Annotated in this window: 27 protein-coding genes, 1 tRNA gene and 1 pseudogene; 14 read left to right on the top strand and 15 right to left on the bottom strand. The window is 69.1% G+C overall.

Features of this window, described 5'->3' with window-relative positions; genetic code table 11:
* Window positions 1-8 precede the first annotated feature (8 nt).
* Together OG607_RS10925 and OG607_RS10920 are read right to left on the bottom strand one after the other, a co-directional pair.
* Window positions 9-1238 carry an MFS transporter gene (locus OG607_RS10925; protein ID WP_405721899.1) on the bottom strand — a complete coding sequence of 410 codons (1230 nt, stop codon included), beginning with the start codon at window positions 1236-1238 and terminating at the stop codon, window positions 9-11.
* On the bottom strand, window positions 1235-1810 hold the full coding sequence (locus tag OG607_RS10920; protein WP_405721896.1) for a hypothetical protein: 576 nt from the start codon (window positions 1808-1810) through the stop codon (window positions 1235-1237). The genes OG607_RS10925 and OG607_RS10920 overlap by 4 nt, the downstream gene beginning before the upstream one ends.
* Between OG607_RS10920 and OG607_RS10915 the strand changes: the two genes are divergently transcribed.
* On the top strand, window positions 1809-1964 hold the full coding sequence (locus OG607_RS10915) for a hypothetical protein (RefSeq protein WP_405721893.1): 156 nt from the start codon (window positions 1809-1811) through the stop codon (window positions 1962-1964). The genes OG607_RS10920 and OG607_RS10915 overlap by 2 nt on opposite strands.
* A 44-nt stretch (window positions 1965-2008) precedes the next feature.
* Here OG607_RS10915 and OG607_RS10910 read toward each other — a convergent pair whose 3' ends face one another.
* Window positions 2009-4666: a glycosyl hydrolase gene (locus OG607_RS10910; RefSeq protein ID WP_405721890.1), complete on the bottom strand. Its 2658-nt coding sequence runs from the start codon at window positions 4664-4666 to the stop codon at window positions 2009-2011.
* Window positions 4667-5470: 804 nt separating this feature from the next.
* Between OG607_RS10910 and OG607_RS10905 the strand changes: the two genes are divergently transcribed.
* The 3 genes from OG607_RS10905 to OG607_RS10895 all read left to right on the top strand — a co-directional run bounded on the left by OG607_RS10905 (window position 5471) and on the right by OG607_RS10895 (window position 7882).
* Window positions 5471-6976: a sialidase family protein gene (locus OG607_RS10905; RefSeq protein ID WP_405721888.1), complete on the top strand. Its 1506-nt coding sequence runs from the start codon at window positions 5471-5473 to the stop codon at window positions 6974-6976.
* A 118-nt stretch (window positions 6977-7094) separates the two neighbouring features.
* Window positions 7095-7610 (top strand): hypothetical protein, encoded by a 516-nt coding sequence (locus OG607_RS10900; RefSeq protein ID WP_405721885.1) that lies wholly within the window; start codon window positions 7095-7097, stop codon window positions 7608-7610.
* Window positions 7611-7669: 59 nt separating this feature from the next.
* The gene (locus OG607_RS10895; protein WP_405721882.1) at window positions 7670-7882 is read left to right on the top strand and encodes a DUF5990 family protein; all 213 of its coding nucleotides are present in this window, start codon (window positions 7670-7672) and stop codon (window positions 7880-7882) included.
* A gap of 400 nt (window positions 7883-8282) precedes the next feature.
* Here OG607_RS10895 and OG607_RS10890 read toward each other — a convergent pair.
* Window positions 8283-8351, bottom strand: a tRNA-Ser gene (locus OG607_RS10890).
* A gap of 483 nt (window positions 8352-8834) precedes the next feature.
* Here OG607_RS10890 and OG607_RS10885 point away from each other — a divergent pair.
* The 3 genes from OG607_RS10885 (at window position 8835) to OG607_RS10875 (ending at window position 11150) form a co-directional block, all read left to right on the top strand.
* Entirely contained in the window at window positions 8835-9542 is a 708-nt protein-coding gene (locus OG607_RS10885) for a hypothetical protein (protein ID WP_405721879.1), read from the top strand.
* Between the two features lie 252 nt (window positions 9543-9794).
* Complete coding sequence (locus OG607_RS10880) at window positions 9795-10001, top strand: helix-turn-helix domain-containing protein (protein ID WP_405721876.1); 207 nt, start codon at window positions 9795-9797, stop codon at window positions 9999-10001.
* Between the two features lie 213 nt (window positions 10002-10214).
* Window positions 10215-11150 (top strand): tyrosine-type recombinase/integrase, encoded by a 936-nt coding sequence (locus OG607_RS10875; RefSeq protein WP_405721873.1) that lies wholly within the window; start codon window positions 10215-10217, stop codon window positions 11148-11150.
* A 109-nt stretch (window positions 11151-11259) separates the two neighbouring features.
* Here the strand turns inward: OG607_RS10875 and OG607_RS10870 are convergent, their stop codons facing one another.
* The 5 genes and pseudogenes from OG607_RS10870 to OG607_RS10850 form a co-directional block, all read right to left on the bottom strand.
* Complete coding sequence (locus tag OG607_RS10870; protein WP_405721871.1) at window positions 11260-11754, bottom strand: DUF4265 domain-containing protein; 495 nt, start codon at window positions 11752-11754, stop codon at window positions 11260-11262.
* Between the two features lie 346 nt (window positions 11755-12100).
* Window positions 12101-12517, bottom strand: coding sequence for a hypothetical protein (locus tag OG607_RS10865; protein ID WP_405721868.1), 417 nt, complete (start codon window positions 12515-12517; stop codon window positions 12101-12103).
* A gap of 6 nt (window positions 12518-12523) precedes the next feature.
* Complete coding sequence (locus tag OG607_RS10860) at window positions 12524-12979, bottom strand: NAD-dependent epimerase/dehydratase family protein (protein ID WP_405721866.1); 456 nt, start codon at window positions 12977-12979, stop codon at window positions 12524-12526.
* A 668-nt stretch (window positions 12980-13647) separates the two neighbouring features.
* Complete coding sequence (locus OG607_RS10855; protein ID WP_405721863.1) at window positions 13648-14865, bottom strand: permease; 1218 nt, start codon at window positions 14863-14865, stop codon at window positions 13648-13650.
* Window positions 14866-14932: 67 nt separating this feature from the next.
* Window positions 14933-15228, bottom strand: a pseudogene (locus tag OG607_RS10850) (metal-sensitive transcriptional regulator).
* 220 nt (window positions 15229-15448) lie between these two features.
* On the opposite strand from OG607_RS10850, the gene OG607_RS10845 reads away from it, so the two are divergent.
* Window positions 15449-15928 carry a copper-binding protein gene (locus OG607_RS10845; RefSeq protein WP_405721861.1) on the top strand — a complete coding sequence of 160 codons (480 nt, stop codon included), beginning with the start codon at window positions 15449-15451 and terminating at the stop codon, window positions 15926-15928.
* A 181-nt stretch (window positions 15929-16109) separates the two neighbouring features.
* Here the strand turns inward: OG607_RS10845 and OG607_RS10840 are convergent, their stop codons facing one another.
* On the bottom strand, window positions 16110-16286 hold the full coding sequence (locus tag OG607_RS10840; protein WP_405721858.1) for a DUF2218 domain-containing protein: 177 nt from the start codon (window positions 16284-16286) through the stop codon (window positions 16110-16112).
* Between OG607_RS10840 and OG607_RS10835 the strand changes: the two genes are divergently transcribed.
* The gene (locus OG607_RS10835) at window positions 16278-16619 is read left to right on the top strand and encodes a DUF1326 domain-containing protein (RefSeq protein WP_405721855.1); all 342 of its coding nucleotides are present in this window, start codon (window positions 16278-16280) and stop codon (window positions 16617-16619) included. The genes OG607_RS10840 and OG607_RS10835 overlap by 9 nt on opposite strands.
* On the opposite strand, the gene OG607_RS10830 is transcribed toward OG607_RS10835, so the two are convergent.
* A complete protein-coding gene (locus OG607_RS10830; protein WP_405721853.1) occupies window positions 16585-17421 on the bottom strand; it encodes a DUF2182 domain-containing protein in 837 nt (278 codons plus the stop codon). The two genes, OG607_RS10835 and OG607_RS10830, sit on opposite strands and share 35 nt — an antisense overlap.
* A gap of 232 nt (window positions 17422-17653) precedes the next feature.
* On the opposite strand from OG607_RS10830, the gene OG607_RS10825 reads away from it, so the two are divergent.
* Window positions 17654-18316, top strand: coding sequence for a DUF1326 domain-containing protein (locus OG607_RS10825; RefSeq protein WP_405721851.1), 663 nt, complete (start codon window positions 17654-17656; stop codon window positions 18314-18316).
* 100 nt (window positions 18317-18416) lie between these two features.
* Window positions 18417-18698, top strand: a complete 282-nt coding sequence (locus OG607_RS10820; RefSeq protein WP_405721848.1) for a DUF3040 domain-containing protein — start codon at window positions 18417-18419, stop codon at window positions 18696-18698.
* Window positions 18699-18816: 118 nt separating this feature from the next.
* On the opposite strand, the gene OG607_RS10815 is transcribed toward OG607_RS10820, so the two are convergent.
* From OG607_RS10815 to OG607_RS10805, 3 genes are all read right to left on the bottom strand, one after another.
* Entirely contained in the window at window positions 18817-19197 is a 381-nt protein-coding gene (locus OG607_RS10815; RefSeq protein ID WP_405721846.1) for a hypothetical protein, read from the bottom strand.
* A 112-nt stretch (window positions 19198-19309) separates the two neighbouring features.
* Window positions 19310-19543 carry an Lrp/AsnC family transcriptional regulator gene (locus tag OG607_RS10810; RefSeq protein WP_405721843.1) on the bottom strand — a complete coding sequence of 78 codons (234 nt, stop codon included), beginning with the start codon at window positions 19541-19543 and terminating at the stop codon, window positions 19310-19312.
* A gap of 148 nt (window positions 19544-19691) precedes the next feature.
* Window positions 19692-20123 carry an SRPBCC family protein gene (locus OG607_RS10805; RefSeq protein WP_405721841.1) on the bottom strand — a complete coding sequence of 144 codons (432 nt, stop codon included), beginning with the start codon at window positions 20121-20123 and terminating at the stop codon, window positions 19692-19694.
* 332 nt (window positions 20124-20455) lie between these two features.
* Here OG607_RS10805 and OG607_RS10800 point away from each other — a divergent pair, with 332 nt between their 5' ends.
* The 3 genes from OG607_RS10800 (at window position 20456) to OG607_RS10790 (ending at window position 22813) form a co-directional block, all read left to right on the top strand.
* Window positions 20456-21577 carry a site-2 protease family protein gene (locus OG607_RS10800; RefSeq protein WP_405721839.1) on the top strand — a complete coding sequence of 374 codons (1122 nt, stop codon included), beginning with the start codon at window positions 20456-20458 and terminating at the stop codon, window positions 21575-21577.
* Window positions 21578-21709: 132 nt separating this feature from the next.
* Complete coding sequence (locus tag OG607_RS10795) at window positions 21710-21922, top strand: hypothetical protein (RefSeq protein WP_405721836.1); 213 nt, start codon at window positions 21710-21712, stop codon at window positions 21920-21922.
* Between the two features lie 156 nt (window positions 21923-22078).
* The gene (locus tag OG607_RS10790) at window positions 22079-22813 is read left to right on the top strand and encodes a DUF899 domain-containing protein (RefSeq protein WP_405721833.1); all 735 of its coding nucleotides are present in this window, start codon (window positions 22079-22081) and stop codon (window positions 22811-22813) included.
* Window positions 22814-22854: 41 nt separating this feature from the next.
* Here OG607_RS10790 and OG607_RS10785 read toward each other — a convergent pair whose 3' ends face one another.
* Window positions 22855-23724 carry a nuclease gene (locus OG607_RS10785; protein WP_405721831.1) on the bottom strand — a complete coding sequence of 290 codons (870 nt, stop codon included), beginning with the start codon at window positions 23722-23724 and terminating at the stop codon, window positions 22855-22857.
* Window positions 23725-23990: the final 266 nt, after the last annotated feature.

Genomic DNA, 23990 nt, shown 5'->3' with positions numbered 1-23990 from the left:
GGTCAGGGTCAGTGGCGGGAGCTGACACCGAGCCCGAGCAGGGCCAGAAGCATCCAGGCGGTGAGGTAGGTGAAGGCGGCCGTCGGGGAGATGACGGTCCACAGGATGCCGGCGATGGCGCTGGCTGCGAGGTTGCCGAGGGACTGGACGGTGGCGAGCATGCCGAAGGCGGAGCCGCGCAGGTCCTTCGGGGCGAGAGCCGCGACGGCGGAGTGCTGGGCGGTCTCGACGGCGCCGATCCCGATGCCCGCCAGGAGGAAGGGGAGGGCCAGGAACGCGATGGCGGCGCTGTTGATTGTGAACAGGCCGTAGGCCAGGGCGAAGGCGGCGACGCCGGCGGCGAGGACCTGGATGGGGCCGCGGGTGCCGAGCCGGTCGGCGAGGCGTCCGGCGGGGACCGAGGCGAGGGTGGCGGCCAGGTTGTAGGCGGTGTAGAGGCCGAGGGCGATGGTGGTGGCGGTCTTTGTGCCGTGCCCGGGTGCGAGCAGGTCGGTGGCGCGCAGGATCAGCAGGGTGGCGGCGATGTTGCCGATCTCGAAGGCGGCGACGGCGGCCATGAGTTTGCCGAGGTCGCCCTGCAGGACGGGGCGGATGCGGATCTTGAGGGGGATCTTGTCGCGGCTGGTGGGCTTCGGGGTGTGTCGGATCGCGTAGATGATCGCGATGGCGGCCAGGAGGCCGGGGATGACCGACAGGCCGATCGCCCACTGGACGCCGAGCGCGGCGACCAGTCCCAGGGCGAGGAGTGGGCCGAAGATCGCGCCGAGGTTGTCCATCATCCGCTCGAAGCCGTAGGCCCGTCCGTAGGCCGCGGCAGGGACGATGTCCGCGAGCAGGGCGTTGCGGGCGGGAACGCGCAGGCCCCGGGCGGTCCAGGCGGTGGCCCGCAGGACGCCGACCTGCCAGACCGCGGTCGCTCCGGCGGTCGCGGCGCCGAGTACGGCGGTGGTCGCGTAGCCGCCGACGGCGACCTTGCGGCGGCGGGCCGGGTCGTCGGCCAGGACGCCGCCACCGAACCGGGCGGCACCGGCCAGCGCGTCGGAGACGCCCTCGATCACGCCCAGGGCGGCGGCAGGGGCGCCGAGGGTGGAGGTCAGCAGCGAGGGCAGCAGGGCGGTGGGGATCTCGTGGCCCACGTCGGCGAGGAAGCTGGCCGTGCCGATGCCCCGGACGCCCGGTGTGAGCCATCGCTCCTGTTCAGGGGTAGTCGGGTCGGCGAGGGGCGGGGGATTGGTCATGGCGGGCAGTCTGCCTGGTCGTCGGCCGGGCTGGCGAGTGTGCGATGCCATGACCGCCGGGCCCTGTGGTCGCGGGATCCGCGCGCGGATCCTGGACGGCGAGGCATGCTGGTGGCTATGCGAGCGGGTCGGTCGGGAGGTGTTCGGATGCCGCGCTGGGCCGGGTTGTTGGTGGTCGCCGGGGTGGTTGTGCTGACGGCGTGCAGCGGCTCGGTGGGCGGAGGGTCGTCAGTCGGCAGCGCGGGAGCGCCGTCGAAGGACCGCTCGTCGGGGCCTTCGGCCAGTGAGTCGGCGAGCGCGTCCGCAGGCCCGTCCACGAGTGCGCCCGCGAATCCGACCGGGGGGACCCCGTCCGGGTCGGTCACCGGGTCCTCGGCCCCGGCAAAGGGCTGCGCCGCCGGGCGCGCGGAGGTCACCGTCGCCCCCGGCGACGCGGTCGAACAGTGGTTGTGCGTACGGCCCGGGACAGTGGTGACGCTGACGCTGCGGCCGCGTACGGACGACCGGCGTTGGACGGCGGTGCACAGTTCCGCGCCTGTCCTGGTGCTGGCGTCCGGGTGGCGGGTCGACATGGACGGCACCGGGCACGCGTCGCTGCGGTGCGCGGCCGTCCGGGCCGGGGCAGCCGAGGTCACCGTGCTGGCGAAGGCTCCGGATGTGGCGGGCGCGGCCCGGGCTGCCTTCACGCTCCAGGTCAGTGTGGTTCCGTACGCGAAGGAGGGGTGACCCCGGAGCAGTGTCCGGGACCACCCCTCCTGATGGCGCGCGGCCTACTTGAGGCGGCTTACGCGGATCGTGTAGATGCCACGGCCGTGGGTGGCCGCGTAGAGGGTCTTGCCGTTGGGGCTGAGTTTCAGCTGGAGCACGGCGACCGCCGGGAGCGAGCCGACGCGCTGCCATTTCGTACGGCCCGGGGCCCGGTAGACGACGCCGAGGTCGGTGGCGACGGCGAGGCCGCCGTTCGCCGTGACGACCGCGGAGTTGGTGGGCACGTCGGGGAGGTTGGCCGAGATGTCGGTCCAGGTGGTGCCGCCGTCGGTGGATTCGAAGACGTGGCCGACGCCTGCGCCGGGGCCTTCGGTCCAGTGCCGGGAGAAGCCGTTGACGGTGAGGTAGACGTGGTCGGCGTTGTGGGGGTCGATGGCGAAGCCGCTGAGGTAGCGGTTGGGGACGGTGCCGGCCGCGCCGGTGGTGGGGAGGGTGATGTCGTGCCAGCCGGTGCCGTCCGTGTTGCCGACGGAGATGCCGCGGGTGAAGCCCTGGTTGTTGCAGGGGCCGCACCAGGCCGCGTAGACCTTGCCGCCGGAGGAGGCGACGGCGGTCGCGGTGTGGCCTTCGCCGAGGTCGTACGCGCTGGTCCACTCGTCGCCGCTGCGGATGGCGTAGCCGTGGGTCTGCACCCACACGTGACGGCCGCCGGCGATCCAGGTCGAGCTGCTCTTCATGTCCGCCGCGAGCGGGGCGATGAAGCGGGCCTCGCCGGTGGCGTTGTCGGCGGGGGCGACGGAGTAGGAGGTGATCGGTCCGGTGCCGTCGATCCAGGAGCCGTCGTTGACGGCGCAGTTCTGGGTGACCTGGACGGCGAGGTAGACGTACTCCTCGGCGATGTTGCAGCCGTTGGCCGGGTCGGTGAGGGTGTCGCCGCCGTCGCCGCCGAAGTTGGAGCCCATGATCTTGTCGTTGCTGCGCAGCTCGGACTGGCCGTTGTCCTGGAGGCCGCCGGTGATGGAGACACCGCCGTAGTCGAGATCCTTGCCGACGCCCACCGAGTAGTACTGGAGAGTGTCGATCGTGCCGTCGTTGAGCGAGGTCCAGTCGGTGGCGTGCCCCTCGGAGTCCTGTGAGCCGTTGACCGGACGCTTGTAGGCACCGCCGTCGTTGCCCACGTAGACGTAAGCCTTGCCGTGGTAGCTGCCGATGGCGACGCCGTGCTGGTCGGGGTGGCTGGTCTGGTTGCAGTCACCGGTCTGCTTGGTGGGGTCGATGCTCCAGCAGGAGAAGCCGAAGTTCCAGTACGGGCCCACGGCGGACCAGGTGCTGCCGCCGTCCTTGGTCTCGTAGACCTCCTCCAGGCCCGCGTACACATGCTCGGCGTCGGCCGGGTCGACGGTCAGGAACTGGTTGTACCAGGCCTGCACGCCGGGCATGTAGCCGCTGGAGGTCAGCGCCGATCCGTCGGCGGCCAGGCCCTGGTAGTCGGCGATCTGCGTCCACGGGCCGGTGGGGGAACCGGACTTGGAGACGTAGATGCCCTCCAGACCGCTGTCCGGGTTGGCCGCCATCTGCGCGGGCGACTGGTCGATGGCGTAGTAGCGCGAGCCGTCGGCGGAGCGGGCGAAGGTCACGTTGCCGACGTTGTCCGCGTCGGCCGGCAGATCGCCCAGGCCGCTGGTGATCCGCGTCCAGGTGCCGTTCACCTTGGTGTAGAAGCCGTTGTAGTCGTCACCGCTGCGCCAGCCGACCGCCAGGACCACCTTCGAGGGGTCCTTCGGGTCGATCGCGATGTCGTTGGCGATGTTCTTGTACGCGGCCGAGGCGTCGCTCGCCAGCGAACCGCCCGGCAGATAGTCCGGGTTGGGCGCGAACTCCAGCTTCCAGGCACCGCTGAGCTTCTTGCTGGAGTGGCTCCACACGCCCCTGCTGGTCGCCGCCCACACCTTGCCGCCGCCGAAGCGCAACTCGTGGATCGTGGTGCTCTCCAGCTCGTCACCGCCGACCCGGCTGCGGGAGGAGAACGTGCCGTGATGCGGGTCGGTCAGGATGTAGACCCCGCTGCCGAGGTACGCGTCCGCGTTGGTCGTGGCTTCGCCGGTGCCCAGCCACAGCCGCCCGCCGCCGTCGAGCGCGAGCGCTCCAGTGGACTGCGAGGGCAGCCCGTCGCTGATCGGTTTCCAGTGGCCGCCGCCGGTCCGGGACCGCCACACCCCGCCGCCCGCGCTGCCCGCGTAGACATAGCCGTCGTCGTCCGCGGCTATCGCCGCCAGGCGACCGGTGACATTGCCCATCCCGGCACTGGAGTTGGAGTCGTAGTCGCGGTAGCGCGAGTCGTCGGAGTTGTACGGCAGATCGGTGACGTTCCTCCAACTGCCACCGGTGCTCGGCAGACTGCCCAGGCTGCTCCAGGCGGCGCCATACGCACCCGGTGCCACGATGCCCGGCGAGGTGCGCGCCTCCGCGTACTGGTCGGCGCCCTCGGCTATCTCGTCGGCCTCGTTGCCGTCGTCGCCACCACTGTCCTGCGTCGTCGCCTTGGCGGTGACGCCGCCCACCGACTGCGCGCGCTGGTCCGCGAGTTGGGCGAGCGTTCGCGCCCCGAACGGGCTGCGGTCCGGGCCGGACGCGGCGCCTGCGGGTATCGCGACGAGCGCGGCGGATGTCGTGATGGCGCAGATCGTGAACCATCGTCTTCTACGGGTTGGTGCTGACACCAGGTCTCCAAAGCAGGTCGGTTGCTGCGGCGGGCCGGCCGATGCGGCCACCGAGCGGATCGGACAGCGCCTGGCCCGGATCGCCCTCGGTCGATCGCGGTCATCACGGTGCGCCCTCCGGGCCGCCCGGACTGGGCGATGCGAGCACGCGCCGCTGTGGGGGTAAGGGGCTGCTGGAGGCGTTACGCACGTTGCACATGTGTTCACGCGGATGCTGGCACGGACATGACGGGCCAACAAGGACCATCAGCAATCCCTAGGGAGGCGTAACCGAGAATTTATGATTCACGGCCAACCCACAGCGAAAACATAGGGATTGCCCTCTACTACCGAGACCAGAGCCGTCCATCCTCTTGCGCCGCCCTCCGGATGGCGGGCCGGCGCGGACAGCAGCGGCCACGCATCGCTGCGTGCGGTGCGTCAGAGTCGGCCCTGTCCGGGCGATCATGAACGGCCCCTTCGCCGCCTGGTACGGCACCTCGCCGCGTTGCCGAGAAGTCCACAGGAACCACCCTGCGGACGCCGCTCTCCCGACGCTGTTCGATGTGCGTGCCACACGCTGACGGAGCGGGGTTCGACGTCGCAGTCACCGACGCCGAGATGACCAGAAAAACACCAATTCATGATTGACATGGTCATGTCCGACTCGGGATAGTGGCGGTCGTCCTCACGCACGTCCTGCTCGATGTTCGGTTCGGCCGGTCCTCCCCGCCCCAACCCCGCGGACGTGTACGCGGCTTGCCCGGCCTCCACCGCACGGCACACCGATGCCGGACGTGTCCCGTCTCGGAAAGGGAACGGACCATGTCCCTGGCATCCATACTCCTGCGCCTGGCCAGACCCAGCCTGGTGACCGCGGCCCTGGCCGCCACCACGCTGGCCGTATCAGCCGGCACCGCCACCGCCGCACCCGCACTCACCCAGATCAGCGCCGATCCGTACACCAACTCCAGCAGCCAGCACGCCACCGAGGTCGAGCCCGACACCTTCTCCTACGGCTCCACCATCGTCTCCGCCTTCCAGGTCGGCCGGTTCACCGACGGCGGCTCCTCCAACATCGGCTTCACCACGTCCACCGACGGCGGCGCCACCTGGACCAAGGGATTCCTGCCAGGGATCACCACCTACGCGGGGGGCACCTACGCGCGGGTCAGCGACCCGTCGGTGGCCTACGACGCCAAGCACAACGTCTGGCTGATCTCCACCATCCCGATCACCTCGGCCATCGGTGTGCCCGCCGTCTTCACCAGCCGCTCCACCGACGGCGGCCTCACCTGGAGCAACCCCGTGACCACGGCGACCGGCTCCAGCCTGGACAAGAACTGGATCGCCTGCGACAACACCTCGACCAGCGCGTACTACGGCAACTGCTACACCGAGTACGACAACAACGGCGACGGCGACCGCCTGAAGATGACAACCTCCAGCGACGGCGGAGCCACCTGGGGCACGTCGAAGAACACCGGCAACAACGCCACCGGCCTCGGCGGCCAGCCCGTCATACAGCCCAACGGCACGGTGATCGTGCCCGCCTCCAATGCCTCGGAGACGTCGATCCTCGCCTTCAGGTCCACCAACGGCGGCAGTACCTGGACCTCGACCACCACCATCGCCACCGTCAGCTCATACACCGTGCACGGCTCCCTGCGCAGCGGCCCGCTGCCCTCGGCCGAGATCGACGCGGCGGGCAAGGTCTACGTGGTCTGGCAGGACTGCCGCTTTAGGGCCAGCGGGAGCTCCTGCACGTCCAACGACATCGTGATGTCCACGACCACCAACGGAACCACCTGGACGTCGGTGGTCCGCATCCCGATCGACGCCACGACCAGCACCGTCGACCACTTCATCCCCGGCCTCGCGGTCGATGCGGCGACCTCGGGCAGCACCGCACACCTGGCCCTGGCGTACTACTACCACCCGGTCGCCAACTGCACCGCGGCCACCTGCCAACTGGATGTCGGGTATGTCTCGTCCACCGACGGCGGCACCACCTGGACGGCCCCGACCCAGCTGGCAGGGCCGATGTCCCACTCCTGGCTGGCCGGCACCACGCAGGGGACCATGGTCGGCGACTACATCTCGACCTCCTTCTCCGGCGGAACCGCCCACCCCGTCTTCGCCGTGGCTTCCGCCCCCAGCGGATCGGTCTTCAACGAGGCTATGTACACACCCGCATCGGGCCTGGCCGTTGCGGCTGGCACCGCGGCCGTCACGACCGCCACCGCGCGGCAGAACACCTTCTCGGCCTACCTGGCCGCGATCAGCTACGCGCAGTGGCTGGCGGAAGGCGGCGGCGAGGACAGCCCCTGACAGCAGCCGTCGGGGCCTGTCCGGCACCGAACCGCCGGACAGGCCCCAACGGCCGCAGCCCCACGAAACGTGTGCACGCTCCTCGGTACACCCGCAACTCAACTGATCACTGAAGGACGTGCCGGCAGTGGTGATGGGCCGGCGCATGAACATCCTGGCCTGGAACCCGGCAGCGTGTGCCCTCTTCGGCGACTACGCCGCCCTGGACCCGGCCGAGCGCAACATCGCCCGGATCACTTTCCTCGACCCGGCGTCCCGGGAGCTGTACGCGGACTGGCCCTCCTGCGCCCGCGAGAACGTGGCCTACCTCCACCTGGAGGCAGGCCGGAACCACCCCGGCGACCCACGACTGGCACAGCTGATCGGGGAGCTGTCGATGAAGAGCGAGGACTTCCGCCGCTGGTGGGCAGAACACCCGGTCCAGGACAAGACCTCGGGCAGCAAGAGGTTCCACCACCCGGTAGTCGGCGACCTGGAACTAACCTACGAGACCCTGCGCGCCGCCGACGACCCCGACCAGGCACTGATCACCTACGCGGCCCAGCCGGACACCTCGTCCCACGACGCCCTCCACATACTGCTTGCGTGGACCGCCCCCACAGCCGCCGGCGCTCATCAATCGACCGATTTATAAGCAAGATCGGCTACTGTCGATTCGCAGCCGGATCATGCCCATAAGACCGTGTCAAAAAGTTGGCGTGCTCAAGAACTTCGGTATGCCCCCTTTTCTGTACGATCTGGCGGGCCAAGCTGTATTTCGCCGATATCCCGGGGACCGATTTGCTGAAGGCCGCGACCAGCAGCGGCGCCGTGGTGGCGGATCTGTCACGGACCGGTGCGGACGGGACTCCGCTGTGCGCCTCCGTCCACCCGCCGCGCGTGCTCTGGCAACTCGCTGAGTCCTAGCTGTATTGCCCTGTGAGGCTCCGGGCCTGCGCATACGCACCTGGGCGCCTACGACCAGCCACCCTCACCGGACCAGCAGCGCCAGGACCGAAACCCACGACGCCGTGTGCGTTTCACCCCTCCGTCGACGCATCGGCGCAGGTCGCAGGCGGTACCCACACGGACGGGATGTAAGGGCGGCCCATCCGCGTCACTGGTGCGTCACGACGACGAACACCGTCGTAAAACGCGTCACGTCGGGGCGTTGACCTGCGCAAAACCGTCGGACAACTCGCTGGTCACAGCCCAACAAGGCCCTGTTCGGCCCGAAAAGAGCAACGGTCAAAAGACCGTGTGCGTTTTGGCAGGTACAAGAAAGGCCCTGACCGGCATTCCTGCTGGTCAGAGCCTTGTTCCGGAGTGCCCCCGGCAGGATTCGAACCTGCGCACACGGCTCCGGAGGCCGTTGCTCTTTGCATCCTTCGGATGCCTGCAAAAAGAATCTGACTCCATGTCTACCAGAAGACGATGCAAGCTTAGCTGAAATTTCCTCGGAAGCCACCCCTATTTTGGTTCTGGCGGCAACCGATACGCGCTCTCCTGGAGGCAGTTCGCCGACGGCAGAGCAATTCGGGGCGGAGTGGACTGGAACCATCCGCCAGAGGCATGCCAACCTTGATCATGCCGGCGCGAGGGGCTGTTGGAGGTGTTGCAGGAGACACGGCCCGATACCTGCAGCACGACCGTCCGTCAAGGCATCGAAATACCGTCCTCCCATGCCTCTTGAAGTGTCTGATGGCGGCTTCGTGACTGCCCTTGAAGGCGATTCGGGCTTCGCCTCCGGCTTTTAGCACGCAATCCCCGGTTAGCGAAACCGGGGATTGTCCGGAGCATTGTGGGTGTTCGTTGGCTGCGATGCCGAGAACGCCTTGCCCTGCTGCAAGTGCATCCCCCAGTACGAGGAGTTTCCCCTATGTGTGCTGCCGTTGTTGATGAAAGGTTCCTGCTGTCGGACCAGCAGCGCGATGCCCTGCTGGACTGGATCGGTCAACGTCCCCAGAACGGACGCCCGATGCGCGCCTTCCTGTCATCCATCGCCTTCGCGGCGCTGAGGCCTCAGGAGGCACTCGCGCTGCGGGTTCGTGACGCGTATCTGCCCGACGAAGGCCCTGGCCACCTGGTGATTCACCCCCGCCGTCTCAGGGACGGGGACGATGAAGCGGAGGGCGCAGGTGGCCCGCGGGTTGTACCGGCATGCCCGGAGCTCGTCGAGGTCCTGAAGGCGGAGGTTGCCCGGCGTGGCCTTGGCCCTGATGATGCGATGTTCACCCGCGATGACGCGCAGCCGTTGTCCGGCGGGGTCTACAGGAGGGTATGGCATCAGGCGCGGGAGGTGGTCCTGGAGGCGCATGAGATCGACTCGCCACTCGGCAGTCGTGTCTCCAACCTCCGAGACGCCTGCATCACAAAGTGGTTGAGCGGGTACCGCACCATCTTCGAGGTCTTCGCTGTGGCTGAACGTGTTGACGTCAGCGCCCCCTCGCTCGCGCGGCGCTTCCCACACTGTTTCCAGCCGCCGGGTGAAGTTTGCAACGACCTCCTGGAAGCTGCCTTGGACGGCCAAGTTCACTGGGACCACCTGACCGAGGTCATGGCCCTTCCCGACTCGCTCAAGTCGTGATTCTCGCCCGCGCTCTGGCTGACGCCCAGAGCGCGGGCGCAGCCAGCTTGCCTTCCTTAGCCTCGGTCGGTCCCCACCACAACGACGTTGTCACGTGATGAACCTTGCGGGGAATCTCCCTGACACGGTCCCACTGCCCTGACATGGCTGGTCGACCTTCGTCCTGGACCGGCCGATGGCCCGGCTGCCGACTCGCCGGATGCCCATCTCACCCTCACCCTCACCCTCACCGTCATCGTGGAGGACCCGCCCATGCCTGCGCGCTTGCTGTCCATTCCCACGGTCGCCGCCGCTCTGGACGTAGACCGCCGAACCGTCTACCGCTTCATCGCTGCGGGGGAGCTGCCGGTCGTCGACCTGCGCACCGGATCGGGCCGCTCCCGTGTCCGTGTCCCTGCTGCTGGGCTCGAGGAGTTCATCAGCAGCAGGGCTGTGGCCCCGCCGACCCTCCGCCGCTGACCCCGCACCATCGGCCGTGCCCATACTCGAACAAGGAGCGATTCCACGTACCTGCGCAAACTACGGTCCGGCAAGTGGCAGGCGACCGTACGCAACCGGTCCGGAGACCGGTTCAGCGAGTCGTTCCCCCTCAAGGCACAGGCGCGTACCTGGGGCACCGAGATGGAGACCCAGTTCGCCCGCAGGGGCATGTGCGATCCGCGAGCCGGCGAAATGTCGTTTCGCGAGTGGCACGATCGGTGGTGGAACGCCCGCGTCGTCGAGCCCCACACTCTGCGGGGCGACGCCTCCAGCATCAAGAACCATGTCCTGCCCTACTGGGCTGACTGGGAGATGCGGGCTATCACCCGCATGGACGTGCAGAGCTGGGTCCGTTCCTTGATCGAGAAGGGCGCGGGGGCCGCCGCGATCAAGCGGGCCTACAACCTGACGTCCTCCGTGATGCGCGCGGCCGTCGACGACGACGTGATCGCGGTGACCCCATGCCGCAGCATCGACCTGCCCCAGATCGCGGTCAAACCACCGCAGTGGTTCACGCTCGATCAGGCGCAGAGCATCCTCGACGAACTCCCAGCCGCGTGGCGAGCCATGTGTCTGCTCGGCTTCTACACCGGGCTGCGGTGGGGCGAACTCGCCGGCCTCCACCGGCACCGCATAGACCAGCGCCGCTCTCGCTTGTTCGTCGTGGAGGTCAACACCAAGAGCGGCATCAAGGAGTACCCCAAGAGTTCCAAGAGCCGCCGCGAGGTCCCACTCCCACCCCACGTCCTGGAGGTCCTCGAGCGCCACGTCCACCGGCTCGAACGCGACGCAGTCGTCTTCACCACCATCACCAAGGGCCGAGCCGGACGTCGCCTCGATGACGGCAACTGGCGACGGCAGACCTGGTGGCCCGCCGTCGCGAGCGCCTACTGCTTCGACAGCGACGGCGAACAACACCTCGTCCCGCGCTATCCGCCCCACTCAATGCGCCACACCTGCGCCTCGTGGCTCGTCCAGAAGGGAGTCTCGCTCTACGAGGTCCAGCACCTCCTGGGCCACGAGAGCTTCCAGACCACCCAGCGATACGCGCACCTGCAACCGGACGCACACAAGGCCGTCCTCGGCGCCTGGGAACGTCTGGACGCTCCGCTGACCATCGCCGCGTAAACCATCCTTTGCCCTGTCCATCATGGACAGGGCAGAGGCGTTTACCCGATCACGCTTGCTGTGCGACCCCATGCTCCTTGGGCGGTGTCCAACGCCCCCCGCTGTCGAACTAATGGGGGTTCGTTGAAGAATCCCTCCAGGCAGCAGTGACGCACCCTTCCTCCCAGTGCCACCATTCCTTGGCCGCACCGTGTTCCAAGAGCTTCCGAATTCTCGGCAGATCCGCGTCCGGCGGAACATCCAACGCGATCATCCGGTACCGCTCGATCCCCTCACCCGTCGTGCCAAGCCGGTGAAAGACCTCCAGTACGCTCTGCCGGGCAGCAGCCGAGCCCCCGTCTTTCAGCACGATCAGCCGGATCGTGCAGTTCCCCGAAGCCCGGACCGTTTCCCCGCCCCAGCACACGCCCGCCTCGTCGACCTCCACCCGGATGACGTCCTCGCAGGCGACACCGCGCACGAACCAAGGGGTGTTGTCCAGCTGCACCGTCCCATCACCGAGATCCACCGCCCACAGGCTCTCGACACTCGCCGGCGGCCAGCCGTCCTCGTCCACGTCCATCCGGAAATGGACCTTCACATGGTCGAGGCTGATGTTCGTCACCACGCCATCATCCACGCCGCCCCGGCACTGCCCAAGACCATTACTCACTTGGGAAGCGATCACCCCGGCCCCACACGTCCCGGCCCGGCCCGGTCGGTCCTGGGACAGAGCCGGGCAGGATGAAGCGAGTTGCCCCTGTCCGGCGGGTCGTGACTCCTGCTGGGGTCCAGAGTCCCTGGCCTGGGGCTTCTCCCTCATTGGCGTGCTTGGCCAGCTTGTGACGTAAGTTCGGAGTTCCTGAAGCTTTCTCGTTTCGTCCGACCATTCTGTGACCTGGGCGAAGTCGAGGAGGCTCACGCTGACGGCGCTGACGGCGGGGGAGGACCTCAGCAGGGTTCTGGAGAACTCATGGGATGTCGCGCTGGGCGGCGAAACCGGTCCGCCAGGTCGGCCACTCGGGCTGCCAACCCCTGCTGCGAGCAAACCCATTGAGAGCGCCGCGTTCCCACTCCCGCCGACCCGTCACCGGGCCGGGTGCAGGCACGTCGAGGGCTTTGGCCAGGGCCGGAAGCCATTCGTGGGCGGGGGCTGGCTCGTCGTCCACGATGTTGACCGGTCCTCCTGGCCAGTCGAGCGCGGCTAGCGCCGCGCCGGCCGCGTCGGCGACGTGGACGAAGGAGCTCACCGTGTCGTTCACCACGGTGGTCCCCAGGAACCGTGCCGACCGGTCGCCGGCCAGGGCCGCCGCGAAAGCGCCGTCCGGTGCGTACCAGGTGCCGGTCCCGTACAGCAGGCCGTAGCGCAGCAGGACCGCTGTCTCCAACTCGGCCTACGTCTCCTCCAAGGCCCTGACGGCGGCCACCATCCGGGCCCGGGGCTGAGCGGCCGTGCTGTCGAGCGGTACCACCTCCTCGGCCGGGCCTTCGCCCGGCGCGTACGCCCAGGAAATCGACTGTGCGACGATCCGGCCGACCCCAGCCGCCTTCGCGGCCTCCACCAGGTTCCGGGTACCTTCTCGGCGCATTCGGCCGTTGGCGGCCCCGTCCGCGCCGGAGAGGTCGGTGAGCTGGTGGATCACTGCCTCCGGCGCTGCCGCGCAGACCGCGTGCCGCAGTCTCTCCCCATCGAGCGCGTCCGCCTGGACTCCCGTCGCTCCGAGGCTTCTGATCCGCTCGATCCCGGCCAGGGACCGTGAGGTCCCGGTGACCTCGTGCCCAGCCGAAACCAGCATCGGGACGAGCACACTGCCGACAGCGCCGGTGGCGCCAGCGACGAAGACACGCATGAAGGAACTCCAGTTCCAGAGTGGGCGGCGGTGTGAGCTCAGCCTAGATCGGAAGCGACCCAAGCCTCGTTGGCCGGCTGGCCTGCGGACGCTGCTTGGATCCTGCGGAGCAAGTCAGCCTGCCCCTCCGTTGACGTGTAGTTCACGCCCTCGGGCCTCACCTCGACGAGCTGCGGGCAGACCGCCAAGATAGGCCGGGCACGTCAGCCCGCTGCCCGTCGCGCTGCCCGAACTTGGTCACGGCGAGGTCGGCCTCGGTATAACCAGCCGCCCTGTCCTGCGTGGCCCGTCGAGGCTGGCGTGCATCTCGGCCGTGACGCTCGTTTGACGCTCCGGACGGTTGGCAGCCTGTCTACGCAGCGGAGAAACCCTGCCTGAGCTGCAGGTTCTCCCTATGCTGCCTCCTGTGACGTGATTTCGATGACCCACCACGTGGAGTGCGTGGCGGTCCTGGAGCCGGTGGCAAAGGGTGCCTGACCTGCAGGTTTAGGAGGTGTGCATTATATGCGTCGTGGGCGTTACTCCGGCATCGTGCGGATGCTCGACCTCACGCTCAGCGGCGACACGGCCGCCGCCCACGGCATGTTCCTCGTCGCGCCGGATGCAGTTCGGCCGTGGTCTGCACCCGATCGAGGCGCTGGCCTGAGCTGACGCGCCTCCCCGCGCGATCAGTGGTGGTGTCCACCGTGGTCGTGGGAGTCGTCACTGCTGTGCTCCTCATGATCACGGGCGTGCTCGTGGCTGCCGTGGCCGGTCTCGGGTGAGTCGTTCATCATGCGGAGCATGGCGGGGCCGCCGGTGCGGGCGAAGCGGATCAGCAGGGCGGCGGCCAGGAGGAGGAAGGCGATGTTGAGGAAGGTGGTGTAGTTCCAGGACACGCCTTCCATGGGGATTTTCGCGTCGGCCTGGTCGGGGATCAGCCCCAGGCCACCGAAGGTGAACTCCACGACGTAACCGGCGACCACCATGGCGGCGTAGAAGGTGCCCAGGAGGTAGAGGGCCATCCTGGTGCCGTAGTACTTCCGGTAGATGTTGAGGATCGGGAGGATCAGCAGGTCGGCGAAGATGAAGGCGACCACGCCGCCGAAGCTGATGCCGCCCTTCCACAGCACCACCGCCAGTGGCACGTTGCCGATCGAGCACACGAACGAGATGACCGCCACCAGCGGCCCGATCAGCGGCCCCCAGATCTTGGCCGCCAGCGGGTGGCCCGCGAAGAAGAACGTCTGCCAGAAGGACTCCGGGACCCAGGCCGCGATGGCCCCGGCGATCAGCAGGCCGAGAACGATGTCCCGCAGGATCGCGGCCCACTCCATGACGAAGACGTGCGCGACGGAAGTGAAGCCCTCTCCCGACAGCAGCCGCCGGGCGAAGGACCCCTGCCGCTGGACCGCCATGTCCATCGCCGCGTGCCCCTCCATGGATCCCGCTACGCCGCGCTCGGCCTGTGCCCGGGCCTCGTCCAGCAGCCGGCTGCGCAGAGTGAGACGGAACAGCAGCGCCAGCACCACGATCATGATCGGACCGCCGACGAATTCCGCGGCGGTGAACTGCCAGCCCATCAGCAGCGCCAGGATCACGCCGAGTTCGACGACCAGGTTGGTCGAGGCGATCTCGAAGGCCATGGCGGCGGTGAAGTTCGCGCCCTTGCGGAACAGCGAGCGGGCCAGCGCGACAGCGGCGTAGGAGCAGGACGAGGACGCAGCTCCCAGAGCGGAGGCGATCGCGAGCGTCCGGGACCGGTCGTCGCCCAGCAGCCGTACGATCGTCGACTTGCGCACCACGGCCTGGACCACGGCCGACAGCGCGAAGCCCAGGATCAGCGCCCAGGTGATCTCCCAGGTCATCGACCCGGCAATGGACAGTGCGTGCAATAAGGCGTGCATTTGGTTCGCCTTCCCCTATACGGCGGCGGGTTATACCGGCCGTACCGCTGTACGGCCGAACTGGGGGTCAGGCGCGCAGCATGCGGGCGATGGCCTGAGATGCCTCGGCGACCTTGTCCCCGGCCTCGTCTCCGTCGGCGGCAATCGCCTCGTGCACGAAGTGGCCCAGGTGATCGTCGAGCAGTTCGATCGCCCCACAGACTGCAGTGCCTTGGACGTGGCGGAGACCTGCGTGAGTACGTCGATGCAGTACCGGTCCGACTCCACCATGCGCTGCATGCCGCGGACCTGGCCTTCGACGCGGCGCAGCCTCTTGAGCACGTCGTCCTTGGTGTCGCTGTATCCGGGCTTCGCCTGCTCCATACCCCCTGAGGGTATCCCGTGCCTCAGGGCGCACAGCAGCAGGCCGCCTGGTGCGGTGACCGCCGGTGCCCGTGGGGGCTCGATGGTCAAATGCCCGGGAATGAGGCTGAGCAGCGCGCCCCCTGCGTACGTATGACTCCGTAGGGGCCCCGTCACCGCGGCAATCCGGAGGGAGTCCCCGGGTGCGCGGCTCCGCGTGGTCCCGAAAGGGATGAGACAGATGGAGACTGTCAAGATCCGGTGGGCCGCCGCACGGCTTGCGGCGCTCGCGGGCGGCGCCGTGATAGTACTCGCGGCGTGCTCCAGCGGAGGGAGCGGGAGCGCTCCGGCCACCACCTCCGGCATGAGCGGGCAGCCCAGGAGCACGGCGGTGACGGTCACCGAGACCGAGTACGCCCTGCAGCTGTCCCGGAGCTCCTTCACTCCGGGCAGGTACACCTTCACGGCCGACAACGCCGGGCATGTCGCCCACGCCCTGGCCGTCTCCGGCCCTGGTGTGGCGACGGCTCAGACCAAGGTCCTCTCGGGCGGCGGCAAGGCGGAGCTGACGGTCACGCTTCGGACGGGCAGCTACGAGCTGTGGTGCCCGGTGGATGGTCACAAGGGGCTCGGTATGGACGCCCACATCAAGGTCGGCGGGGCGGCGAGCCCCGCGCCGACGGGCAGCGACAGCGGTGGCGGTTCCGGCGGCGGCTACTGACCGGCGCCCGCGGCTGGGGGAAGCGCGGTGCCTGCGAAGGCGCAGTCCCAGGCCATGACCTCGGCGACAGCGGCCGGTCGAGTTGGCTCCGCGAAGAGCCGCGTCGATCGTAGGTGGCAACGGTGTGGTGCGCCGCTGCGGGTCTCGTAGTGGTGCCGGGCGCCGGGAACTTCGAGGATGCTCATGCGGGCGCTGCAGTCCGTTGCCAGATCACCGTCAGGTGGTCGCACCTGCCGATCCTTTCGAGGCGTCCGGCGACGAGATCCTGGATCCGCTGCAGGCTTTCCGCGTCGGTGGCTTCGGCGCGGAGCGTCAGCATGTCCGGGGCGGTCTGCACCTCGGTACCGCCGTGTTCCATGTGGCGGACGGGAATCTGGGAGACCTGGACCTGTCCGGCGTGGACTTCGCGTTCTACAACCAGTTCCCTTCCACTCTGACCTCCGGTAACCGGAAGGTCGGCCTGGTCGTGGACACGTCTGCCAGCGGCGCGCAGGCAGACGCCCTCAAGCGCATCCTGGCCGGCCAGTGGGTGGACCGTTTCGAGCAGCTCTCCCGGTTCTACGGCGAGTTCCACGACCACCGGGCATTCCGATGCCTTCGGACTGCGCTAGAACCCGTGTGTGGAGCCGTAGCAGGTTACGCACCTTCAACCCGACTCACATTCCACCCATGGACGGGACCGAGGCGCTGAGACCGGGGAGCAGCCAGTCCTGGAACAGGGCGAGCACGGCCAGGACGAGGAAGGCGACGCCGACCACTCGGCTGAGGAGCGGGCCCCGGGGCCACAGTTTCTCTACGAAGATCACCACGGCCAGGCCGGCCATTGCGGCGATGTTCATCACGCCGAGCGGGATCAGGACGACCATCAGCCCGGTGCAGCAGCCCACGCAGTACGCGCCGTGGTGGGCGCCCACCCGCAGGTCGCGGGCCGGCGGGCGGAAGCCCGCGTAGCGCATCAACTGGCCCATGGGGCTGCGGCAGTGGCGCAGGCAGACGTTCTTGAGTGGACCGAGCTGATAGAGGCCTGCGAGCAGGAAGGCGGTGAAGCCGATCCAGCGCCCCGCGGTGGGATGGTCGTCGACCAGACCGCCGGTGACGGCGAGGGCTGCGTAGGCGAGGAGCCCGAAGGCCGTCCAGGCGAGGAGATAGCCGCCCGCGAATCCCGTGGTGCGGGCCGCCCGGGTCCAGCCGGAGGACTGCCGGCCGATTCCCCGCGCCCAGGTGATGGCCACCGGGGCCATGGAGGGCAGCATCATGGCCGCCATCATGGTCACCCACAGCACCAGGAACAGCGGCAGCGCCATCCCCATCGTGCCGGGTTCCACACCCATCTCCCGGGCCTGCCCGATCGTGAGCACCCACGCCAGAGCCGCGATCACCACGACGAGGGACCAGGCAACCGCCAGATCACGCCTCGGCAGCAGGGCCCCGGCCTCTCCGGTCGGAGGGGCCGGCCGGGAAGGCGCGAGGCCGGAGATCCGGGTGTGCCGCATCAGCGTTCTCCTGGGGACACTTCCATGGGACCACTCCAACGCCCTTGACGCGACCCCGGCCGCGCCTCGCCGGGCGGCCTGGCCCGCGGGCGGTGGCGGGTGCACGATGGAGAGGGAGAACAGTGCGCCCGAGCGCTTCCCGGCGATATCCGCAGGCCTTGCCTCCGCACGAACGGCTTGCCACCTACCGCACGAGACCCGCCCGGCGCGGGGCTCGTGAGGAGGTTTGACGATGACCGGGACAACCGAGGCATCAACGACCATTCCGAGGTGGCACGTCGCCGGGGACTGGTTCGACACCTGCAAGTGCAACGTCCCCTGCCCGTGCTCCTTCGCGCAGCCGCCCACCTACGGGGACTGCGACGGTGTCCTGGCCTGGCACATCCGTGAGGGCGGCTACGGCGACGTTCCGCTGGACGGTCTCAATGTGCTGATGCTGGGCTCCTTCGTCGGCAATGTGTGGGCCGAGCACTCCGACGCGTACGGCGCCGTCTTCATCGACGAGCGCGCCGACGACGCGCAGCGCGCAGCCCTGCAGATGATCTTCGGCGGTCAGGCGGGCAGCTGGCCCGCCGAGATGGTCTCGATGTTCGGCCCCGAGATGCGGGGCATGGATTTCGCCCCCATCGAGATCAAGGTCGACGAGGACCTCGCCTCCTGGAGTGCAACCATCCCCGGCCGCGTCGAGGCACGCGCCGAGGCCCTCACCGGCCCGACAACGCCGGACGGCGCGCGCGTCCAGACAACCAACCTGCCCGGCTGCGAGACGGGCCCTGGCCAGCTCGCGACCTGGGGCCGGGCGACTGCCGACCGGGCCGACGCGTTCGGATTCCAGTGGAGCCGGGAGGGGCAGTCCAGCAAACACATCACCTTCGACTGGGCCGGACCGGAATAGACCCTGGCCGGCCTGAGCCAGGCCCTGCGGGCCTTCGCCCTCAACAGGACCGGTTCGATGCCGGTGCCGTACCACCTCGCATAAGGGTGGAGACCCCCTGATGCTGTCCGCGCACGAGAGGAAGCAGCTGGAGACGATCGAGGCCGCCCTGCAGGCCGACGATCCGGTCTGGAGCGATCAATTCGTCACCGGTCGTCCCAGGCGCCCGCGGGCGCTGCGCGCGGCACTGTGGAGTCCGGTCTTGGCCGTGTGGCCCGCACTGCTGGTTACGGGCATCGTGCTCGGCGTCACACCGCTGGTCATCGTCGCCGCGACGGTGCTCGCACTGAGCCCCGCGGCGGCAGTGCTGCTGATCCTGCACCAGCTGTGCCGGAAGGACTGACCGGGCACTTCCGCACCCACCTGGCGGCGCCAGCCGCACAGCGGACCCGCGCAAGGCCCGGCAGTGCCGCGGCGCCCGACGCGCGTACGGGGCCGACGCCGATCCGACGGGGCACAGGTCAGGCGCAGGCCCGTTGGCCGGGCCAGATTCCTGCGGCGGTGCGTACGGCGGGTGCGGCGGCCTCGGGATCGGGGTCGGTGACGGCCAGGCGGGCGTAGGGCGAGGGGCTGCGCAGCTCGACGCATATGACAGGCCCGCGGGCGCGGACGGCCGCGAAGTCCATTCCGCGGGGGTGCCGCCGGGTGCCGAGGGCGAACACGCCGGGGACCCAGGTGCCCCGGCCGCGTACGCCGCGCAGGGCACGCCACCAGTCGGGTTCGATGGTCACCTGCTCGACTGCGGACAGGGCCACGTGCACGTCGCGGCGCCGGGCCGCCGCCTTCTCCCACCACGGCAGGCGGACGATGAGGTCCCCGCCCTTGACCACCAGCCGCGCCATCGCTCCTCCACACCGTGCTCCGCCGCTCTCGCCGCGTTGTTCCGCCTCGCGGATGCCGCACCGGGACGCGGGATGTTGCCGTGGCCCGTCGGCGTGCGTTCTCGGCCGAGCGTCAGAGTTCCACCACCGGACAGGTCAGGGTGCGGTAGATGCCTTCGACCTGCTGGATCCGTGCCACCACCAGGCGGCCCAGGTCGTCTATCGCCGGGCTCTCGGCCTGCGCGATCACGTCGTACGGTCCGGTCACGGCCTCGGCCCGCAGCACACCCGGGATTGCGGATATCGCCTCAGCCACGTGGGCCGCTGTGCCCGCGTGGGTCTGGATCAGGACGTAGGCCTCGATCATGACGGACCTTCCAGCCTCCCGGCGTAGCCAGCGGGAGGCAACGCGATACTGCTGTGACCCCATCGTTGAGGCTCACGGCCTCGCAGGGTCTGGAGCTGGTGCGCCCACCGGTTCGCCGCCTCCGGCTGCCGCTGGAGCTGGATCGGGCTCACCGTTGCTGTTCCGTCAGTTCCTTGAAGTGCTCCAGGTCATCGCGTACGAGCCTTTCGATAGCGGTCGCCTGGGCGAAGCCCTTCGGACCGCCGAATGTCTCCTTGACGGTGTCCGGGTCGTACTCGATCCGAGCCTGGACCCGGGTGTGCCCCCGGTCGATGGGCAGTAGCGAGAAGGTGCCGGCCAGGTCGGGACCGCTCGTGGTCTGCCATGCCATGACGTTTTCCTTGGCGCGGTCGGTGATCTCGGCTTCGAACTGCCGGAGGCGGCCGCCCGTCTCGACGTCCAGGCTCGTCCGGATCCCGTCTTCCGACCGGGCGCCGCGCACGCCGTCGACGAAGCGGGGATAGGTCTCCATGCGATGAAGGCTGTCCCAGGCCACGTCCATCGGAACATCGATGTCGATCTGTTCTTCGAGAGTGCTCATCGGCCACCTCACAGCTCGGTTCGACGGCTCACGAGGTTCATGGCTTCAGCGTGCCCATGACTTCCCGCCGGGGACGGCGAGCTCGCGGCCACGATAGAAGCCTTCCCATTCCTCGACGATGTACGGGGCCGTGGCCTCACGCTGCCGGGCCTCCGGCCCGGAGGGCCCGCCAGGAGTCGCATGGCCCTCTCGAACTCCGCAACGCCCTCTTGGATCACCGTAGGTCTGTGGCTTCGTCTCCGGTTCTTCGGCGGTTTCCGGTCGTGGGGGCCGGTGACGGACCATGGAAGGAGGGCGGATGGCGGTCGGCTGCCCGTCGGCGGGTGAAGGCGATGAACGGTTCGGTACGGATCGGGAGTGTGCGCGGCGTGGCGTTGCGTACGCATTGGAGCGTGCCGCTGCTGATGCTGCTGTTCGCGTACGGCCTGGGCAGCCGGACGCTGCCCGCGTACGCGCCGGGCCGGGCGGCGGCGGTGTATGCGGTCGCGGGGGTGGTGGGCGGTCTGCTGTTGCTGGTGAGCCTGGTGGTGCATGAGGCGGCGCACGCTCTGACGGCCCGCAGAGCAGGGATCGCGGTGCGGGACATGACGCTGTGGGCGCTGGGCGGGATGACCCGGATGGACCGGCCGGCGACGGCTCGGGCGGCGTTCGCGGTTGCCGCCAGCGGGCCGCTGGCCAGTCTGGTGCTCGGCGGGGCCGGGCTGGGGGCGGCGGCGGGGGTGGAAGCGGCGGTGGGCTGGCGGATACCGGTCGCCGTGCTGGGGTGGCTGGGCGGGATGAACGTGCTGCTGGGCGTCTTCAATCTGCTGCCGGCCGCGCCGCTGGACGGTGGGCGGGTGCTGGAGGCTGCGATGTGGTGGCGTACCGGTGACCGGGACCGGGCCCAGCGGGCGGCCGGGCGCAGCGGACAGGTCATCGGCATGCTGCTGGTCGCGGTCGGGTGGCTGGCGCTCCTTCGCGGGGTGGGAGGCGGGCTGTGGCTGGCGGTCATCGGCCTGTTCGTCGCGGTCACCGCCGCTGCTGAACGGCGGCGTGCCGAGCTCGGCGCGGCCCTGCGGGGCGTACGGGTGGTCGAGGCGATGACGGCTCCGGTGGTCACCGGTCCGGACTGGCTGACGGTGGACCGTTTCCTGTCCGACGTGGCGGTGCACGCACGCCATTCGGTGCTGCCGCTGGTGGACTTCGAGGGCCGTCCCAGCGGCGTCGTACAACTGCGCCGGCTGGCCGCCGTATCGTCCGGGCGGCGGGAGACGCTGCGCGTACGGGACCTGGCGGCCCCCTTGTCGCGGTGCACCCTTGCCGCACCGGACGAACTGCTGGACGGCGTCCTGGACCGCCTCGGCTCCGGGGGCGGACTGCCCGTCCTGGTCATGGACGGCAGCCGGCTCGACGGGATCATCACCGCGCACGACATCGGCCGGCTCGCCCAGCAGCACAGCATGGCGGAACACTGACGCTCGCCCGGGGCCGCGGTAGCAGGGCACGGCGGCCTCACGGGCTGGACGCATCGTAAGACCCAAGACCGTGGCGCAGTCTCCACGTCCCATCGGCCGAAGGGATCGTCATCGTCCGTACGGGAGTTGACGATGGCCGGGAACGGGGAACTTGCGGATGCCCAGCGCCGGCACTGGCAGGAGACCTACCGTGCTCATCCGGGCATGTACGGGGACCAGCCCTCCGAGCCCGCGCTGCACGCGGCCACGGTCGATCCGGTGCCCGGCGACGCCGAGCAGGCGGCGCTGGCATCCGGTCCTGGGGAACGGCGGAACAGCCATCGGCACCCAGGAGTGATCGCGTAGGGCTGAGGGCCCTCAGCTGGTCTCGAAGGCCCGCCGCCGCACGCGTACGGTGGACGTAGGGCCGGACGGTTGCGCCGGTGCAGGTACTGCCGGCAGTCGCTGCGCCGACCGTCCGCCGCGATGCGGTGTTCCGCTCCCACAGAGGAGGGAAAGGCGATGCCCGAGCACAGGGTCGGCACACAGAAGGAATTCGAGGCAGCCCGTGAGGAGCTGCTCGCGGAGGAGAAGGAACTCACCCGACGCGGCGACGAGCTCGCGCGGAAGCGGAGGGAGCTCCCCTGGGTGCCGGTCGAGAAGGATTACAGCTTCGAGACCGCGGAGGGGACCAAGTCGCTCGCGGATCTCTTCGACGAGCGCGCGCAGCTGCTCATCTACCACTTCATGTTCGGCCCGCCGTACGAGGCCGGATGCCCGGTCTGCTCCTCGATCGCGGACAACCTCGACCCCAACGTGGTCCACCTCAAAGCCCGTGACGTGACGTTGGTCTGCTCCTCGCGGGCGCCGCTCGACAAGCTCCTTGCCTACAGGGAACGGATGGGCTGGAGCTTCGACTGGGTCTCCACCGTCGGCAGCGACTTCCACCGCGACCTCGGCTTCCTGCACACCGAGCAGGAACTGAGGCCGTTCCTGGAGGGCGGGATTCCGCCTACCGTGCGTCAGATGGCGGAGGCGTCCGGCACGGACGTGCCCGGGTATGTCACCGAGGGGCCCGGGCTGAGCTCGTACGTACTCTCGGACGGCACCGTCCACCGGACGTACGTCACCAGCGCGCGAGGCCTTGAGCCCGCCATGGCCTACTACGGTCTCCTCGACCGGACGCCGATGGGCCGCCACGAGGAAGGCGAGGAGACCCACTGGCTGCGCCGCCACGACGAGTACGGGAAGACCTGAGCGGGCGTCTTCTCGCGGTGTTCATCCTGCCGCGGTGAGGGTCATTCCTCGTCGAAGACCAGGTCCTCCGCCGGGTGGGTCATCCGCACCGTCTGGCCGTTGGTGACCTCGACCACCGCGTCGAGGCCGGTGGTGGAGTGGCCGGTGGACAGGATGAAGAAGCGGTCCTGGGCCTGGGCCAGGAATGCGGGGAACCCGGACAGCGAGGGATCGCCCAGGTGCAGGTAGTCCACCAGCCGCCGGAACAGCTTGGGCAGGATCACCACGTCGTCGGTGAGCGAGGACAGCCCGAAGATCTTCGCCCCGGTCGTGGTCACGTCGCTCGGCCACAGCCCCTTGGCAGGCTCTGCCGCCCGCGCCTCGTGGACGGCGGCGGTCAGCGCCGTACGCAGGTCGGCGAAGAGATTGCGGTAGTACGTGGGGTAGGCCAGTCCGGCGGCGAGCAGGTGGTGGTTGGCGGTGGTCTCCAGCAGGGGCACGTCGACGTGGATGCCGGTGCCGCCGGCGCCGGGCGGGCTGCCTCGGCCGGCCAGGGCGACGCAGCGGCCGTGGAGGTCGGCGCCGCGGGTGAGAACGAAGCCGGGCACGGTGTCCGGGATGGAGGTGGTGACGGTTTCGTTCGAGCTGCGCTGGATGCCGGAGAAGCCGAGCCAGTGGAGCAGTTCCTCGGCTGCGGCGTGGGCAAAGGGCAGTGGTTGGTGCTGCCGGGGGCCGGTGCGCGCGTAGTGCGTCTCCAGTGCGTCGATGGCGTCCAGCCGAAGTTGGGCGGTGCCGGCCGCGTTGCGTTTGACGGGGTGGGCTCCGCCGACGAGGTCCCATTGGGCCGGGTCGTCGGGGGTGAAGTGGATGGAGTCGCCGTCGGGTTGGGATCCCTTCACCCGGTACGAGCCCTTGATCAGCAGCATCGGCATGGTGACTCCCAGGGGAGGTGGAGACCCGTCGTTATGACGGTACGACCGTATGCGCACGCCTGCTATCGGGGGAACTGTCCGGCGGGCGGGTGTGGTGCGTGGCCAGTCGTAAATCCCCTACGTCAGAGCCGGCCGTTGCAGCAGGCGCAGGCCGTTGAGTCCGACGATGACGGTGGATCCCTCGTGGCCAAGGACGCCCAGTGGCAGCGGTAGGTGGCGGGCCAGGCCCCAGGTCACCAGGCCGGAGATGAACAGACCAGCCGTTT

The sequence above is a fragment of the Streptomyces sp. NBC_01537 genome (assembly GCF_045040445.1).
GTDB lineage: Bacteria > Actinomycetota > Actinomycetes > Streptomycetales > Streptomycetaceae > Actinacidiphila.
The sequence above is the reverse complement of the archived record's forward strand: the minus strand, read 5'-3'. Positions and strand labels throughout refer to the sequence as shown.

Coding starts and splice junctions, on each gene's coding strand:
- OG607_RS10925 (WP_405721899.1), bottom strand. CDS start 1,238: ATGACCAATCCCCCGCCCCTCGCCGACCCGACTACCCCTGAACAGGAG.
- OG607_RS10915 (WP_405721893.1), top strand. CDS start 1,809: ATGGACGGCACCGGGCACGCGTCGCTGCGGTGCGCGGCCGTCCGGGCC.
- OG607_RS10920 (WP_405721896.1), bottom strand. CDS start 1,810: ATGTCGACCCGCCACCCGGACGCCAGCACCAGGACAGGCGCGGAACTG.
- OG607_RS10905 (WP_405721888.1), top strand. CDS start 5,471: ATGTCCCTGGCATCCATACTCCTGCGCCTGGCCAGACCCAGCCTGGTG.
- OG607_RS10885 (WP_405721879.1), top strand. CDS start 8,835: ATGTGTGCTGCCGTTGTTGATGAAAGGTTCCTGCTGTCGGACCAGCAG.
- OG607_RS10880 (WP_405721876.1), top strand. CDS start 9,795: ATGCCTGCGCGCTTGCTGTCCATTCCCACGGTCGCCGCCGCTCTGGAC.
- OG607_RS10875 (WP_405721873.1), top strand. CDS start 10,215: ATGTCGTTTCGCGAGTGGCACGATCGGTGGTGGAACGCCCGCGTCGTC.
- OG607_RS10860 (WP_405721866.1), bottom strand. CDS start 12,979: ATGCGTGTCTTCGTCGCTGGCGCCACCGGCGCTGTCGGCAGTGTGCTC.
- OG607_RS10855 (WP_405721863.1), bottom strand. CDS start 14,865: ATGCACGCCTTATTGCACGCACTGTCCATTGCCGGGTCGATGACCTGG.
- OG607_RS10845 (WP_405721861.1), top strand. CDS start 15,449: ATGGAGACTGTCAAGATCCGGTGGGCCGCCGCACGGCTTGCGGCGCTC.
- OG607_RS10840 (WP_405721858.1), bottom strand. CDS start 16,286: ATGGAACACGGCGGTACCGAGGTGCAGACCGCCCCGGACATGCTGACG.
- OG607_RS10830 (WP_405721853.1), bottom strand. CDS start 17,421: ATGCGGCACACCCGGATCTCCGGCCTCGCGCCTTCCCGGCCGGCCCCT.
- OG607_RS10825 (WP_405721851.1), top strand. CDS start 17,654: ATGACCGGGACAACCGAGGCATCAACGACCATTCCGAGGTGGCACGTC.
- OG607_RS10820 (WP_405721848.1), top strand. CDS start 18,417: ATGCTGTCCGCGCACGAGAGGAAGCAGCTGGAGACGATCGAGGCCGCC.
- OG607_RS10815 (WP_405721846.1), bottom strand. CDS start 19,197: ATGGCGCGGCTGGTGGTCAAGGGCGGGGACCTCATCGTCCGCCTGCCG.
- OG607_RS10810 (WP_405721843.1), bottom strand. CDS start 19,543: ATGATCGAGGCCTACGTCCTGATCCAGACCCACGCGGGCACAGCGGCC.
- OG607_RS10805 (WP_405721841.1), bottom strand. CDS start 20,123: ATGAGCACTCTCGAAGAACAGATCGACATCGATGTTCCGATGGACGTG.
- OG607_RS10800 (WP_405721839.1), top strand. CDS start 20,456: ATGAACGGTTCGGTACGGATCGGGAGTGTGCGCGGCGTGGCGTTGCGT.
- OG607_RS10795 (WP_405721836.1), top strand. CDS start 21,710: ATGGCCGGGAACGGGGAACTTGCGGATGCCCAGCGCCGGCACTGGCAG.
- OG607_RS10790 (WP_405721833.1), top strand. CDS start 22,079: ATGCCCGAGCACAGGGTCGGCACACAGAAGGAATTCGAGGCAGCCCGT.
- OG607_RS10785 (WP_405721831.1), bottom strand. CDS start 23,724: ATGCCGATGCTGCTGATCAAGGGCTCGTACCGGGTGAAGGGATCCCAA.